At 66.7% G+C, this 14,614-nt stretch carries 14 protein-coding genes; 6 read left to right on the forward strand and 8 right to left on the reverse strand.

Annotated elements, in window-relative coordinates; genetic code table 11:
- The first annotated feature begins 57 nt into the window (after positions 1–57).
- Complete coding sequence (locus A5636_RS12180; RefSeq protein WP_216638835.1) at positions 58–1,539, forward strand: cryptochrome/photolyase family protein; 1,482 nt, start codon at positions 58–60, stop codon at positions 1,537–1,539.
- Between the two features lie 4 nt (positions 1,540–1,543).
- Here the strand turns inward: A5636_RS12180 and A5636_RS12185 are convergent, their stop codons facing one another.
- The 6 genes from A5636_RS12185 to A5636_RS12210 all read right to left on the reverse strand — a co-directional run bounded on the left by A5636_RS12185 (position 1,544) and on the right by A5636_RS12210 (position 6,121).
- The gene (locus A5636_RS12185; RefSeq protein WP_367592519.1) at positions 1,544–1,936 is read right to left on the reverse strand and encodes an SRPBCC family protein; all 393 of its coding nucleotides are present in this window, start codon (positions 1,934–1,936) and stop codon (positions 1,544–1,546) included.
- 48 nt (positions 1,937–1,984) lie between these two features.
- A complete protein-coding gene (locus A5636_RS12190) occupies positions 1,985–2,485 on the reverse strand; it encodes a DUF427 domain-containing protein (protein WP_065158887.1) in 501 nt (166 codons plus the stop codon).
- Between the two features lie 20 nt (positions 2,486–2,505).
- Positions 2,506–3,336 (reverse strand): lysophospholipid acyltransferase family protein, encoded by an 831-nt coding sequence (locus A5636_RS12195; RefSeq protein ID WP_065158888.1) that lies wholly within the window; start codon positions 3,334–3,336, stop codon positions 2,506–2,508.
- Positions 3,333–4,172: a GNAT family N-acetyltransferase gene (locus A5636_RS12200; RefSeq protein ID WP_065158889.1), complete on the reverse strand. Its 840-nt coding sequence runs from the start codon at positions 4,170–4,172 to the stop codon at positions 3,333–3,335. The genes A5636_RS12195 and A5636_RS12200 overlap by 4 nt, the downstream gene beginning before the upstream one ends.
- Before the next feature lie 169 nt (positions 4,173–4,341).
- The gene (locus A5636_RS12205) at positions 4,342–5,298 is read right to left on the reverse strand and encodes an electron transfer flavoprotein subunit alpha/FixB family protein (RefSeq protein WP_065158890.1); all 957 of its coding nucleotides are present in this window, start codon (positions 5,296–5,298) and stop codon (positions 4,342–4,344) included.
- A 31-nt stretch (positions 5,299–5,329) separates the two neighbouring features.
- Positions 5,330–6,121 carry an electron transfer flavoprotein subunit beta/FixA family protein gene (locus A5636_RS12210; protein WP_065158891.1) on the reverse strand — a complete coding sequence of 264 codons (792 nt, stop codon included), beginning with the start codon at positions 6,119–6,121 and terminating at the stop codon, positions 5,330–5,332.
- Positions 6,122–6,327: 206 nt separating this feature from the next.
- On the opposite strand from A5636_RS12210, the gene A5636_RS12215 reads away from it, so the two are divergent.
- The 4 genes from A5636_RS12215 (at position 6,328) to A5636_RS12230 (ending at position 11,442) form a co-directional block, all read left to right on the forward strand.
- On the forward strand, positions 6,328–7,140 hold the full coding sequence (locus A5636_RS12215) for a class I SAM-dependent methyltransferase (RefSeq protein WP_065158892.1): 813 nt from the start codon (positions 6,328–6,330) through the stop codon (positions 7,138–7,140).
- Between the two features lie 35 nt (positions 7,141–7,175).
- A complete protein-coding gene (locus A5636_RS12220) occupies positions 7,176–8,726 on the forward strand; it encodes a 1,4-alpha-glucan branching protein domain-containing protein (protein ID WP_065158962.1) in 1,551 nt (516 codons plus the stop codon).
- A 106-nt stretch (positions 8,727–8,832) separates the two neighbouring features.
- Positions 8,833–10,077, forward strand: coding sequence for a glycosyltransferase family 4 protein (locus tag A5636_RS12225; RefSeq protein WP_065158893.1), 1,245 nt, complete (start codon positions 8,833–8,835; stop codon positions 10,075–10,077).
- A 9-nt stretch (positions 10,078–10,086) separates the two neighbouring features.
- Positions 10,087–11,442: a TIGR01777 family oxidoreductase gene (locus tag A5636_RS12230; protein ID WP_065158894.1), complete on the forward strand. Its 1,356-nt coding sequence runs from the start codon at positions 10,087–10,089 to the stop codon at positions 11,440–11,442.
- Positions 11,443–11,453: 11 nt separating this feature from the next.
- On the opposite strand, the gene A5636_RS12235 is transcribed toward A5636_RS12230, so the two are convergent.
- Together A5636_RS12235 and A5636_RS12240 are read right to left on the reverse strand one after the other, a co-directional pair.
- The gene (locus tag A5636_RS12235; protein WP_065158895.1) at positions 11,454–12,533 is read right to left on the reverse strand and encodes an NAD-dependent epimerase/dehydratase family protein; all 1,080 of its coding nucleotides are present in this window, start codon (positions 12,531–12,533) and stop codon (positions 11,454–11,456) included.
- Positions 12,530–13,231 carry a phosphodiesterase gene (locus A5636_RS12240; RefSeq protein WP_253900574.1) on the reverse strand — a complete coding sequence of 234 codons (702 nt, stop codon included), beginning with the start codon at positions 13,229–13,231 and terminating at the stop codon, positions 12,530–12,532. Before A5636_RS12240 ends, A5636_RS12235 begins: the two co-directional genes overlap by 4 nt.
- Positions 13,232–13,507: 276 nt before the next feature.
- Here A5636_RS12240 and A5636_RS12245 point away from each other — a divergent pair, with 276 nt between their 5' ends.
- Positions 13,508–14,611, forward strand: coding sequence for a polyprenyl synthetase family protein (locus tag A5636_RS12245; protein ID WP_253900579.1), 1,104 nt, complete (start codon positions 13,508–13,510; stop codon positions 14,609–14,611).
- Positions 14,612–14,614 lie beyond the last annotated feature (3 nt).

The raw sequence follows: 14,614 nt of genomic DNA on the forward strand, positions 1-14,614 counted from the left end.
CGGCGCCCGCGACGGTCGACAGTTTGACGCCGCGTCCATCGGTCAATCGCTGAGTCAGTGAACGAACAAAACCGCCGGTGGTGCTTCGCCGACCAGCTGGGACCGCACTTCTTGGACGATCCGGCTCAGGCAGTGCTGCTTATCGAGTCCCGCGCCGTCTTCCAACGTCGCCGGTTCCATCGCCGCAAGGCTCATCTGGTGCTGTCGGCGCTGCGGCACCGCGCCGCCGAACTCGGTGAGCAGGCCCTGTTCCTGCAGACGCGGACCTACCGCGAAGCCCTCGACCAGGTCCATGGACCGGTCAGCGTGTGCCAGCCGACTTCGTGGCAGGCGGACCGGTTCGTGCGCTCGCTACCGGCGGTCCAAGTGTTGCCGGCCCGCGGCTTCTGTACCAGCCGGGAAGCTTTCGACGAGTGGGCGAAGAATCAGCGAACGCTACTGATGGAAAACTTCTACCGGACTGCCCGTCGCCGTTTCGACCTGTTGATGGACGGTGACGACCCGGTGCAGGGGCGGTGGAACTTCGACGCCGACAACCGTGAGCCGGCCCCGAAGGACCGACAGCAATTGGGCATTCCGCCGCCCTGGCGGCCGACAGAGGACGAGATCGACGAACGAGTCCGGGCGGATCTCAACCGCTGGGAACGCGACGGCGACGTCTCGTTCGTCGGCAACGACGGTCCGCGGGAATTTCCGGTCACCGCAACCGAAGCCCAGTCCGCCTTGCAGGTGTTCCTGCGTGATCGGTTGCCCCACTTCGGTCCGCATGAGGATGCCATCCTCGCCGGCGACCCGTTCATGGCCCACAGCCTGCTGTCGGCGCCGATGAATCTGGGCCTGTTGGATCCGCTGGACTGCGCCTACGCCGCCGAGGACGCTTTTCGCTCCGGCCAGGCGCCGCTGGCCAGCGTGGAAGGTTACATCCGCCAGCTGATCGGCTGGCGTGACTACATCTGGCATGTGTACTGGCATTTCGGCTACGGCTACCGCCGCCGCAACGCATTGCGGGCCCACGGTGCCCTGCCGGACTGGTTCGCCGAGTTGGATGCCGACGCGGTGCAAGCGCATTGCCTGCGCGACGTGCTGGCCCAGGTCCGCGACCACGGCTGGGTGCACCACATTCCGCGGCTGATGGTGCTGTCCAACTATGCAATGCAGCGTGGTTGGCATCCGGGAGCAGTGGCGGACTGGTTTCACCGCTGCTTCGTCGACGGTTACGACTGGGTGATGGTCGCCAATGTCATTGGCATGGCCCAGCATGCCGACGGCGGGCTGATGGCGACCAAGCCCTATGCGGCCGGCGGGGCATACATCAATCGGATGAGCGACTACTGCGGCCCCTGCCAGTACCGACCCAGCGAACGGGTCGGCGACCGGGCCTGTCCGTTCACGGGCGGTTATTGGTGGTTTCTGGCCCGCAACTGCGAGCAGCTGGCGGGCAATCGACGGATGACCCAGCCGCTGGCCGGGCTGCGACGGTTGAAAGACCTCGACGACGTGGTGGCCCAACAGCAGGACCTCGGCGGAACGCCGCCGTGACGAGCTAGGCCGCTCCGACCATTTTCTCCATGCGGCGCAACGCAACCGAGCACACACTCAGGTAGGGAGCCGCCCACCACGGAACAGCCATGGTCACTCGGGCGCCTTGCTCCGTCGGATCGACCCGGTGACTGGTAGCGGGAATGCCGGCCACTTTCCATGCCCAGAACCTGCCCGGATCGAACTCGGTGACCACGAACGGCACACCGACCAATACCGGTGTCTGCACCGTGCCGGTAGCTCCCAATTCCAGTTCCTGGTAGGGCCGATCCAGTTCGGCGCGCGCGATCGTCGGTCCCCACTGCGGCCAGGCATCCAGATCGACCAGGAGTTCCCACAGGGCCTGCGGCGGGGCGGCGATCACCCGGTGCACGCTCAACATGATTCCGTCGTTCACCGGCTATGGTTTCCCGGCAATCGGCACCGGTAAGCGTGGCGCGGCGAATCACCACCCCATCGAACCGGGAATCCCCTTGAACGGGCCGGCAACCCAGCTGGTGATCCAGCCGCCGTAGAACCCCCCGGGTTGGGGAATCACCTGCGCACCGTTGACGGTGCAGCGGTCCACCAGTGTGGCCAGCACCGCTACGGCTCCGGCGATGCGCGCGAAGGAGGCCGACGGCCTTTCGTAGCTCCACGCTGCGCGCGGCGCCTCCACCTCGCCGGCAACCAGGTCGAAGTAGCTTGCCTGGCCCTTCCATTCGCACCACGACGCGCCGGTCGTCGGTCGCAGCACCCCAGCGGCGAACGCGTCACGCGGCAGGTAGTAAGTCGGGGGGTGACTGGTCTCGAGCACTCGCCAGGCCCGGGTCGTGGACGCAATCGTCTCGCCGTCCAGCTCTACGGTGATCGAGCCGTCGAAGTCCTCCAACCGGGGTGGCCGGGGGTAGTCCCAAACCGACTCCTGACCGGGACCAGGGACATCGGGGGACGGCCAACGACTCATCACGCCATTCTGCCCCGCCGTCAGGCCACGAGCGCGTGCCCGTGGCCGCGAGTGCGCTCCGGGAACACCACGGACTGACAGCGGCCGGCCAGCTCGCGCCGATCCGTACCCGGTAGCTGCAGTGACTCGACCCGCAGCGACACCACTGTGCGGCGCACCCGCAGCAACCGGCCCACCGAACGCCCCAAGGTGTCGTCGCCGACATATGCGGGTGCGGTCGAAATGCTGCCGTCGACCTGGTGATAGCTCAACCGAAGTGGCTGCACCGGGCGGCCGGAATCGATCGCGGCCTGGAACATCGCCGGATAGAAACTGCCCGATGCCATGCCGCACCACGTCGTGCCCTCGGGGAAGGCGACGACGGTCTGCCCGGTGCGCAACCGCCGGGCGACCGCATCCACCACACCGGGCAGCCGTCGCAGGCTGGACCGCTCGATCGGAATCACCCGCAGGATGCGCGCCAGCATCCCGACCGGCCCGGCCGTGCACATGTCGGCGCGCGCGACGAACAACCCGGGCAACACCGCGCCGATGGCGAAAGCATCCAGCCAGGACATGTGACTGCTCACCACCAACACGCCGCGCAGGTTACGAATCGGATTGCCGGACACCCTGATTCGCACACCGAAACACCGCAGCACCAACCGGCAGTAGGTGCGCTGCACCCGGGTGCTGCCCGGCAACTGCACCCCGAGCAGCGGTATCCCCGGTGCCAGCAGCAACGCACAGGCGACGCGGAACGCGACCCGCATCGCCGTCCGAATCGGTTGTGCCACAGCTACTTCCGTCGCCCGCACACAGTTGGCATCACACGAGGCGCGGGGCAGCCAGGAGTGCCCGGCCGTGTTCACAGCGCCGAGGCCGCCGCGACCGACCGCAGCCGCTTGAGGTATCGGGTGTTGGCATGCTGTTTGGCCAACAGGACACAAAAGTCACCGACGCCGAAGTCAGGGTCGTGGGCCGGTTCGCCGCAGACCTGTGCGCCCAACCGGAGGTAGCCCCGCATCAAGGCCGGAATCGTCGGCCGCTCCGGTGGTGCGATGTCCTCGAGCGGTTTGCCGTCGACGCGAACGGGCCGGTACGGGTGCACCCGGTAGCGCGCCGCATGCCTGGTGAGCACGAAGTCACGCACGCCGCGGACCTGACTTCCGGGCGTCTGGTCGGCTTCCATTGCCGCCGAGTCGGGCGAGATCGGCACCGAGACGCACCCGGTCACGTATTCGTAGTCGCAACGGTCCAGGTAGGCCAGGATGCCTGCCCACATCAGCAGCACGACCCCGCCGTTGCGGTGCCCCTCCCGCACCGCAGCACGGCCCATTTCGACCAGCGACGGGCGCAGTGAGTCGAAGGCACGGACGTCGAATTCCGTTGCGGTATACAGGCCTCCGGCGGCGATAGCGCCCGCCGGTGGCAACATTCGGTAACAACCCACCAGCTCACCGGTGTCGTCGTCGCGAACCAGCAGGTGGTCGCAGTACTCGTCGAACCGATCGGCGTCACGGCCGTCGATCGCGGCAGGCAGGGCGAATCCGGCAGTGCTGGTGAATACGTCGTAGCGCAACCGTTGCGCCGCCTCGATGAGGGCTTCGTCGGTGGACAGCAGTAAGGAGTAGTGCGGGCCCGGTGCATCTTTGGTCGCCGTGCCACGCGGTTTCTCGCTGGGTATGAGGACAGAAGCGATGCTCATGCCACCAACGTGGCGCAGCCGATGAGCTAACCGGCATCGGCGCGTTGACGTGTCGGTGCACGTCAGATGACGAAATGTGGCACACGAACGCAAAAGTGGCACCTAAACCGTAAAAGCACCCGCACGCTGGGCGTGCGGGTGCTTTCAGGTCTGCTCGCGCAGCGAAACGTCAGCCCTTGCGCGCCTTGATCGCCTCGGTCAGCTGCGGCGCGACCTTGAACAGGTCGCCCACCACGCCGTAATCGGCGATCTCGAAGATCGGCGCTTCCTCGTCCTTGTTGACCGCGATGATGGTCTTCGAGGTCTGCATTCCCGCCCGGTGCTGAATCGCCCCGGAGATGCCCAGCGCGATGTAAAGCTGCGGGGAAACCGTCTTGCCGGTCTGGCCCACCTGGAACTGCCCCGGGTAGTAGCCGGAGTCGACCGCCGCGCGCGACGCGCCCACCGCGGCACCAAGGGAGTCGGCCAACTCCTCGACGACGCTGAAGTTCTCCGCGCTGCCCACACCACGGCCGCCGGACACCACCACGGTGGCCTCGGTCAGCTCTGGGCGGTCGCCGGCGACTGCCGGCTCGCGCGAGGTGATCTTGGTCGCATTCTCAGCGGGCTCGGGCACCTCGACGTTCACCACTTCACCGGCGCCGTCGGCGGGCTCGGCGTCGACGGCTCCGGCGCGGACCGTGATCACCGGGGTGTCGCCATTGGCCTGGGCTTCGACCGTGAATGCACCACCGAAGATCGAATGCACACCTTTGCCGCCCTCCTGGACCCCGACCACGTCGACCAGCAGGCCAGACCCGATCCGGGCGGCGAGCCGGCCGGCGATCTCCTTGCCGTCCGCGTTGGAGGACAGCAGCACCCCGGCCGGTGCGGAGCTCTCGGCCAGTGCGGCCAGGACATCCACATACGGGGTGATCAGATAGTTGTCGACCACATCGGACTCGGCGACGTAGATCTTGGCGGCGCCGGCCGCCTTCAGCCCGTCGATCAGCGGCTCGGACGTGCCCGGGGCGCCGATGACGACGGCCGACGGCTCGCCCAACGCACGGGCGGCGGTGATCAGTTCGGTAGTGACCTTCTTCAAGGCCCCTTCGGCTTGCTCGACAAGCACAAGTACTTCAGCCATGGGTTATTTGCTCTCTCGTCCGGAGTTGCGCTCAGATGATCTTCTGGGACACCAAGTACTGAGCGATCTGGCTGCCGCCCTCGCCCTCATCGGTGACCTTCTCGCCCGCGGTCTTCGGCGGCTTGGGGGTCGAGGACAGCACCGTCGAACCAGCATTCTCCAGGCCGACCTCGTCGCTCTCGACGCCGATCTCAGCCAGGGTCAGGACCGTGACTTCCTTCTTCTTGGCCGCCATGATGCCCTTGAAGGACGGGAAGCGCGGCTCGTTGATCTTCTCGTTGACGCTGACCACCGCAGGCAGTGTGGCTTCCAGGGCGAAGAGACCGTCGTCGGTCTCGCGCTCGCCGGTGACTTTGCCGTTCTCGACGGACAGTTTGCGCACGTGAGTGAGCTGCGGCAGTCCCAGGTACTCGGCGATGATCGCCGGTACCGCACCGCCGGAGCCGTCGGTGGCCTCGTTACCGGCGATGACCAGCTCGGTGCCCTCGATGGTGCCCAGCGCGCGGGCCAGTGCCCACGCGGTCTGTACGACGCAGGAGCCGTGCATGCCGTCGTCCTTGAGGTGGACGGCTTTGTCGGCGCCCATCGACAGGGCCTTGCGGATCGCCTCGGTGGCGCGCTCGGGACCGGCGGTCAACACCGTCACGGTTCCCTCGCCGCCTTCGCGCTCGCGGATCTGCAGCGCCTCTTCGACGGCGCGCTCGTTGATCTCGTCCAGGACCGCGTCGGCGGCCTCGCGGTCCAGCGTGTAATCGCCGTCGGAAAGCTTGCGCTCCGACCAGGTGTCTGGGACCTGCTTGATCAGGACCACGATGTTCGTCATAAGTGTGGTTCGTCCTCCTTGACGGAGTCCTGCGGCGTTGGCGACAGGACTTAGGTCACGCGGTTAAGCGACCGCATCGGCATGTTACTAGGCGGTAACTTTCAGCGGTCTGCCTTCACACCATAGCGGGTAGTGCTGGTCATTCTGTCGCCTGGATCCGCCGCCCGGTTCGCGAATCGGGCGTCAGGCATTAGCCTGCCTTAGCAATGAGCGCATTCGTTCCCGACGGACCCCACCGGATCCCCGCCGACAACCCAGCGGAGGTTGCTGCGGTGTTGACGCTGACGGGCGAGCGCACCATCCCCGACCTGGACATTGAGAACTATTGGTTCCGCCGCCACGAAGTGGTCTACGAACGCCTGGCGCCGCGCTGCGCGGGCCGTGAGGTGCTCGAAGCGGGGTGTGGCGAAGGTTACGGTGCCGATCTGATCGCAACGGTCGCCCGTCGGGTGATCGCGGTGGACTACGACGAGGCCGCGGTAGCCCATGTTCGCGCCCGCTATCCCCGCGTAGAAGTGATGCGGGCAAACCTCGCCGAGCTACCGCTGCCCGACGCGTCGGTGGACGTCGTGGTCAACTTCCAGGTCATCGAGCACTTGTGGGACCAGGGCCAGTTCGTCCGTGAATGCGCCCGGGTGCTGCGGCCCGCCGGCCTACTGATGATGTCCACACCCAACCGGATCACCTTCTCTCCCGGTCGAGACACCCCGATCAACCCGTTCCACACCCGCGAACTCAATGCCGAAGAGCTCACCGAGTTGTTGCTGGACGGCGGCTTCGGCGAGGTGAGCATGTCCGGGCTGTTCCACGGCTCGACGCTGCAGGAGATGGATGCCCGCCACGGCGGGTCCATCATCGACGCGCAGATCGAACGTGCGGTGGCCGATGCGCCCTGGCCGCCAGAATTGGTCGCAGACGTCGCGGCGGTCTGCACTGCCGACTTCGACCTCGTCCCCATCGGCGGCAGCCGAGACATCGACGACAGCCTCGATCTAGTAGCCCTGGCGGTACGCGCGTGACCACCCCGGAGGTCGGGCGCCACGCCGTGCCGGGCATGTTCACTCTGGTCCTGCACACCCACCTGCCCTGGCTGGCCCACCACGGCCGGTGGCCGGTCGGTGAGGAGTGGCTCTACCAGTCGTGGTCGGCGGCGTATCTGCCGTTGTTCCGGGTGCTGGGCGCGCTGGCCGACGAGGATCGGCGCGGACTGATCACCCTGGGCATGACACCGGTGGTGAACGCCCAACTCGACGACCCGTACTGCCTCGACGGGATGTATCACTGGCTGGCCAATTGGCGACTGCGCGCAGCCGAAGCCGCCAGCGTGCGGTCGCTGCCGCGGTCGAAATCGACAGGCTACCTCTCGTGTACGCCAGAAGCGTTGCGGGCGTTCGGAGTTCGCGAGGTTGCGGAGGCCGAGCAGGCGCTGGAGGACTTCGCGACTCTTTGGCGCCACGGCGGCAGCCCGATGCTGCGCGCACTGATCGACGCCGGCACGGTGGAACTGCTCGGCGGCCCGCTGGCCCACCCGTTCCAGCCGCTACTGGCACCGCGACTGCGCGAGTTCGCCCTGCGGGAGGGTCTGGCCGACGCCCGGTTGCGGTTGGCGCATCGGCCCACCGGGATCTGGGCACCGGAGTGTGCCTATGCCCCGGGCCTGGAAGCCGAATACGCGGCTGCCGGCGTCTCCCACTTCATGGTCGACGGCCCGTCGCTGCACGGCGATACCGCGCTGGGCCGTCCGGTGGGTACCACCGACGTCGTCGCATTCGGACGTGATCTACAGGTCAGCTACCGGGTGTGGTCGCCGAAATCCGGCTATCCCGGACATGCCGCCTACCGGGATTTCCACACCTATGACCACCTCACCGGCCTGAAGCCGGCCCGGGTCACCGGCCGCGGTGTCGCGTCGGAGGGCAAGGCGCCCTATGACCCCGAACGCGCCGACCGCACGATCGACGGCCACGTCGCCGACTTCGTCGACGTGGTCCGCACTCGCCTGCTTTCGGAGTCCGAGCGGATCGGCCGGCCCGCTCACGTGGTCGCCGCCTTTGACACCGAACTGTTCGGCCACTGGTGGTACGAGGGACCCACCTGGCTGGCGCGGGTGTTGCGGGCACTGCCCGAAGCCGGGGTCCGGGTGGGCACGCTGCGCGACGCGATCGACGACGGTTTCGTCGGTGACGCCGTCGAATTGCCGCCCAGCTCATGGGGTTCGGGCAAGGACTGGCAGGTGTGGAACGGCGAGCAGGTGGCCGACCTGGTCCAGCTCAACGCCGAGGTGGTCGACACCGCCCTGTCCACGGTGGACAAGGCGCTGGCGCAGACGTCCTCACTGGACGGGCCGATCCCCCGCGATCATGTCGCCGACCAGATCCTGCGCGAGACGCTGTTGACGGTGTCCAGCGACTGGCCGTTCATGGTCAGCAAGGACTCCGCCGCGGACTACGCCCGCTACCGCGCCCACCTGCACGCGCACGCCACCCGTGAGATCGCCGGCACGTTGGCATCGGGCCGGCGCGACGCCGCGCAGCGATTGGCCGAAGGGTGGAATCGGGCCGACGGCCTGTTCGGCGCCCTCGACGCTCGCAGGTTGCCGCGGTGAGCTCCCGTTTCTCCCGCACTTTCCGCCGCGAGGGCGCGTGTCGGTACGGGGACACGCCGCGCGTGACGGCATTACGCGGACCCTCGCACGGCCAAAGGTCGAGCGCATGAAGATCCTGATGATCTCGTGGGAGTACCCGCCGGTGGTCATCGGCGGCCTCGGGCGGCATGTGCACCACCTGTCGACCGCGTTGGCGGCGGCGGGTCACGAGGTCGTCGTGCTGTCGCGCCACCCGACCGGCACCGACGCCAGCACCCATCCATCGTCGGACGCGGTCAGCGAAGGGGTCCGAGTGATCGCGGCCGCGCACGATCCGCACGAGTTCACCTTCAGCACCGACATGATGGCCTGGACGCTTGCCATGGGCCACGCCATGATCCGCGCCGGACTCTGCATCAAAAGTCATGACAGCGAAGGCGTTTGGCGTCCTGACGTGGTACACGCGCACGACTGGCTGGTGGCACACCCTGCGATCGCGCTGGCACAGAACTACGACGTGCCGCTGATTTCGACGATCCACGCGACCGAAGCCGGCCGGCATTCCGGCTGGGTCAGTGGACCCATCAGCCGTCAGGTACACGCGGTCGAGTCGTGGTTGGTCCGCGAATCCGATTCGCTGATCACCTGCTCGATGTCGATGACCGACGAGATCAACGAACTGTTCGGGCCCGGTTTGTCCGCGACGACGGTGATCCGCAACGGCATCGACGCGGACCGGTGGCCGTTCGCCGCCCGCCGCCCGCGGAGCGGACCGGCCCAATTGCTCTACGTCGGACGGCTGGAATACGAAAAGGGCGTGCATGACGCCATCGCGGCGTTGCCCAGGATCAGACGGACCCACCCGGGCACCACCCTGACCATCGCCGGTGACGGCACCAAACAGGAGTGGCTGCTCGAACAGGCGCGTAAACACAAGGTAGTCAAGGCGATTCGATTCGCCGGGCACTGCGAGCATGCCGAACTGCTGGAGTTGCTGCATCGGGCAGATGTGGCCGTGCTGCCCAGCCACTACGAGCCGTTCGGGCTGGCCGCACTGGAGGCCGCTGCCGCCGGCATCCCCCTGGTTACCTCGAATATCGGCGGGCTGGGTGAGGCGGTCATCGACGGGGTCACCGGGGTGTCGTGTCCGCCGCGCGACGTTGCCGGACTCGCCGCCGCCGTGCGCACGGTGCTGGACGATCCCGCTGCCGCCCAACGGCGCGCCCGCGCCGCCCGGAACCGGCTCACTTCCGACTTCGACTGGCAGACGGTAGCCAAGGAGACCGCCCAGGTGTACCTGGCCGCCAAGCGGGGCGAACGTCAACCCCAGCCGCGCCAGCGCATCGTCGAGCACGCCCTACCGGACCGGTAACGTCATGGGATGGGGATCAACTATTCGAGCGTGATCGACGCGCCGCGCGACCAGGTGTTTGCCTGGTACGCGCGACCGGGTGCCTTCAATCGGTTGTCGCCGCCATGGTCGCCGATGCGTCTGATCTCCGAGGCGGATTCGCTCGAGGACGGACGTGCCACGCTCGCGTTGCCGGGCGGCCTGCGCTGGGTAGCGCAGCACCAGCCCGAATTGTACGATCCGCCAAATCGTTTCGTGGATGTCATCAGCAGTGACGGCTTGGCCTCGCTGCCCCCGCGCCTGGTGGCCCGCTGGCGCCACACCCATGACTTCGAGGAAGTAAGCGCGACCAAGACGCGAGTCGTCGACCGGGTGGAAACGCCGGTGCCGGCGTCGGCGTTACGGTCGATGTTCGTCTACCGGCACCGTCAGCTGGCCGACGATCTGGCCGCGCATGCCCGCGCGGACCGGCAGGGTCTGCGTCCGGCCACGGTGGCGGTGACTGGTTCGTCGGGTTTGGTCGGAACCGCGCTGACGGCGTTCTTGAGCACCGGCGGGCATCGGGTGATCCGGCTGGTACGTGGCGCCGCTCGCGGCTCCGACCAGCGGCAATGGAATCCGGCCGACCCGCACCCGGATCTGTTGGACGGCATTGATGCGGTCATCCACCTGGCCGGTGCCTCCATCGCCGGCCGTTTCACCGAAAAACATCGAAAATCGATCCGTGACAGCAGGATTGAGCCGACCAAGCGCCTCGCAGAACTGGTGGCGCGAACCGGCACCGCCACACTGGTCTCGGCATCCGCGATCGGATATTACGGGTACGACCGCGGTGATGAGCCACTCACCGAGGGCAACGACCGTGGCGAGGGATTCCTTGCCGACGTGGTCGCCGACTGGGAGGACGCAACCCAGCCCGCCCAGCGGGCCGGGGCCCGAGTGGTACTGGTGCGCACCGGCATCGTGCAGTCCCCTCGCGGCGGGACGTTGCGGTTGATGCGACCGCTGTTCACCGCAGGATTGGGCGGACGATTGGGCGACGGTCGGCAATGGTTCTCCTGGATAGGAATCGACGACCTGGTCGACATCTACCATCGCGGACTGTGGGACACCAACCTGTCTGGACCCGTGAATGCCGTTGCCCCGCAACCGGTTCGCAATAGCGAATACACCCGTACCCTGGCCCGGGTGGTACACCGGCCCGCCGTCCTACCGGTGCCATCGCTCGGCCCGCGCATCCTGCTCGGTGCGCAGGGGGCGCGTGAACTGGCGCTGGCCAACCAACGCGTCAGCCCCGCTCGTCTCGTCGATGCCGGACACCGTTTCCGCCAGCCCGATCTCGAGTCAAGCCTGCGGCATCTCCTCGGTCGCAGCGAAAAACCCTGACCGGCAGCCGATCACGGCACCGGCCTGGTGGTGACGGGTCCCCGGGACACGTTGCGCCTGATCGCGGTGAGCAACGAGCGTGGCCGAAGCACTGGGCTCGGCGTGCCCGTGTCGTGCAGTAGACCGTCGACCAAATCTTCCAACGCCTCCAGAGACGACCAGCGCGGTGACCACTCCAACTCTCTTCGCGCCCGGTCGGTGGCGAGCAGCGGCGCGGCGAACGCCATGTCGAACCAGCCACGGTCGATCGGTTGCAACCGCGCCCGCCACGATGCCTGCACCACCGGACCCAGCAGCGCCGCTGGGACATGAATGGGCTTGGCTCCCAGGATGCGAGCGATGTCGTCGCGTGTCACCGGCGGTTCGGCGGCGAGGTTGAACGGCCCAAGGGCACGGCGATCGATCACCCTGGCACAGGCGTCTGCCACGTCCTCGGAATGGACCACCGCCACGGTCAGCGCCCGGTCCACCGGCAACACCGGAAGCCACCGCAACCAGGCGGGGTCGATGTATGCCGGCAGCGTGTACCGTCGCAGACCCGCGGCCGCCCTGCGTTGCAGGATCAGGCCAGGGCGCAACCGCGTGATGCCGGTGCTGTCCGGATGTGTGCTCTCGTAGTCGTCGAATAACTTCTCTGCGGCAGCTTTGGACCTGCTGTAGACCGAGGTACCCAGTCCCGCAGTCGACCACGACTCGTCGACCTTCTCGCCGTACCGCCCCTGCGCATAGGTGCCCAGCGATGACATGTGCACCAGATGAGGCACGCCGGCGCTGTCGGCCGCGCGCAGTACCGCCGAGGTGCCGCGTATGCCGACGTCGTACAGATACCGGAGGTTGCGGGTGGGCTGAAAGCCCCACGCCAGGTGTACGACGCAGTCGGCCTCGCGAAAGATGTTCTGCAGCTTCGTGTCGGCACCGTCCTCGGCGACGTCCAGCTGACGCCAGTCGACGCCGCGGTACACGTCCTGCTGCGGAGGTTCCCGACGGGCAATACCGACGATGTCGTAGTCGGTATCGGCCTCGGCGAGTCTGTGCAACAACGCCGTGCCGACGTTGCCGCTGGCACCGGTGATGACGACGCGTTTGGTCACTTGGTGTCGCCCGAATCGTCGGCGTCGCGTCCATCCCGGCTGCGGGCATAGGCACTGGCCCGCAGATCGGCCAGCCAGCCCGGAAACAGCTTGACCCCGGGTGCGGTATTGAGCACCGGGTCGAACGAAACATCCTCGCCCGGTTGCAGATCGGCGAGCTTGTCCAGCCTCAGACGACCCAGCGTCTCGAAATCGGAACTGCCCTGGGCCTGTTCGATCGCCACGTCAACACCGCCGTGGCTGATCCGCTCGCGCACGTCGTCCAGCGATACTCCGGTGCCGTCGATCTGCGTCTCGATTCGGGCCCGCAGCCACCACTTCTGGCCGTCGTAATTCAGCGGCATGAGGGTGGTCAGGTTCTGCCCGCTCCAGGACGTGACCGGTCGCAGCGCAACCGCCCGGGTAACCACCCCCGATCCCGCAGAGACCAGCAAGATATCCCAGGGTTTAGCTTGCGCGGGCCCGGACGGAACACGGATCGCCAGCCCGATGAAGTCCGGCAGTGCCGCCGGAGTGCCGGTGGCCTTGGAGAATCGGGCGATGACGTCGCACGACGGAATCGGCAGCCCGAAGTTTTCTGGCGCGATCCGTTCAATGGATCCTTCGGCCACCACACCGATCGGATGGAAGAACCTTTTGCCGCGGATGGCTGAGCCCCACTGGAAGGGCAGCGCTATGAGGTCGGAGAGATCGGACACTTTCACTAGCTCCGGGTTCCCGTTCTCTGAACAGAAAAACACTCGTCAGCTCACTGCTGTTTGGCCGCCAGGGGAACTGGCTATAGTGATGATCATTCACTAATTTAACGATTAATTAAGTGAAAATAGTTGCCGTGGTGCTCGATCGCCTAAGGGTGGTTTGCATCGGAGTTGAAGGGGTAGAGAGCGTGGATCTGAGCCGTTCGGGCCAGCGGGTGGCCCATTTGTCAGGGGAGGGCTTCAGTGGCAGCTATACGTGAGTTTCCCAGGACTCGGCTGGCCGACGTCGTTCGACCGAGTCCGACACCGCTGCCCGCCCTCGACCAGTTTCACTCCTGGCGAGAGGACTTACGGCGATCGGTGCTGGCCGAGATTTCCGAATTCGTCTCCGCTCGATGTGCCGACGAGATGGTCGGCTGCCGCGTCGACGTAGCCGGTGCAGTTCTGCTGAAATTCGTCGAAGGCGGTAAGTGCCTGCGTTCGACCTTCATGTACCTGGGATGGCTGTGTGGTGCTCCAGCCAGTGCGACGGCCCTCCGGGCAACCGCGAGTCTGGAGCTGTTGCAAACCTTTGCCCTGCTGCAAGACGACGTGATGGACGATTCACCCTCGCGGCGGGGGCGTCCCGCCGCGCACGTGCAATTCGCCGATTGGCATCGGCAGCGTGGCATGTCGGGATCGTCGCGCCGGTTCGGGGAGTCCGCCGCAATCCTGCTGGGTGACCTCTGCCTGATCTGGGCTGAGCAGGTGCTGCGCGACTGCGGACTCGAAGACCACCAGCTGCAGCGGGCATGGCCCCGCTACGACGCCATGCGCACCGAGTTGGCGGTGGGCCAATTCGCCGACCTCACTTTGGATATGCGTAACCTCCCCACGCTCGATGCGGTGCTTGGGGTGGCCAGGATGAAGTCGGGTAACTACACCGTTCGCCGGCCCCTCGAAATCGGGGCGGCGATGGCCGGCTGCGACGAACCCACGTTGTCCCTACTGGGCGACTATGGTAGCGCGGTCGGTGAGGCGTTCCAGCTGCGCGACGACATCCTGGGCATCTTCGGTTCTCCGACGGACACCGGCAAACCCAATGGCGGAGATCTGCTGGAACGCAAGGCGACCAGCGTGATGGTCGCTGCCTACCAAATGGCCGACACGGCGGTCCGTCGGGAGTTCTCCGACCTGATCAACACCGATACGCTGGACGACGATGCCCTCGACCACTGGCGCCGCTTGATCTTTGCCACCGGGGCGGTGCAGTGGATTGAAGAGCTCATCACCCAGCGGGTGAACATTGCACAGAAAGCGTTGGAAGACAGTGGAATCGACATGCTGATCAAGGCGGCGCTGGCGGACATGGCGGGCGTGTGCACCCGGCGCGCCGCATGATGG

It is taken from the genome of Mycobacterium asiaticum, from assembly GCF_001673315.1.
Lineage (GTDB): Bacteria > Actinomycetota > Actinomycetes > Mycobacteriales > Mycobacteriaceae > Mycobacterium > Mycobacterium asiaticum_B.

What these genes read in the sequence shown, in the direction of transcription:
- A5636_RS12190 (WP_065158887.1), bottom strand. Translation starts at nt 2,485, where the DNA reads ATGAGTCGTTGGCCGTCCCCCGATGTCCCTGGTCCCGGTCAGGAGTCG.
- A5636_RS12200 (WP_065158889.1), bottom strand. Translation starts at nt 4,172, where the DNA reads ATGAGCATCGCTTCTGTCCTCATACCCAGCGAGAAACCGCGTGGCACG.
- A5636_RS12205 (WP_065158890.1), bottom strand. Translation starts at nt 5,298, where the DNA reads ATGGCTGAAGTACTTGTGCTTGTCGAGCAAGCCGAAGGGGCCTTGAAG.
- A5636_RS12210 (WP_065158891.1), bottom strand. Translation starts at nt 6,121, where the DNA reads ATGACGAACATCGTGGTCCTGATCAAGCAGGTCCCAGACACCTGGTCG.
- A5636_RS12215 (WP_065158892.1), top strand. Translation starts at nt 6,328, where the DNA reads ATGAGCGCATTCGTTCCCGACGGACCCCACCGGATCCCCGCCGACAAC.
- A5636_RS12220 (WP_065158962.1), top strand. Translation starts at nt 7,176, where the DNA reads ATGTTCACTCTGGTCCTGCACACCCACCTGCCCTGGCTGGCCCACCAC.
- A5636_RS12225 (WP_065158893.1), top strand. Translation starts at nt 8,833, where the DNA reads ATGAAGATCCTGATGATCTCGTGGGAGTACCCGCCGGTGGTCATCGGC.
- A5636_RS12230 (WP_065158894.1), top strand. Translation starts at nt 10,087, where the DNA reads ATGGGGATCAACTATTCGAGCGTGATCGACGCGCCGCGCGACCAGGTG.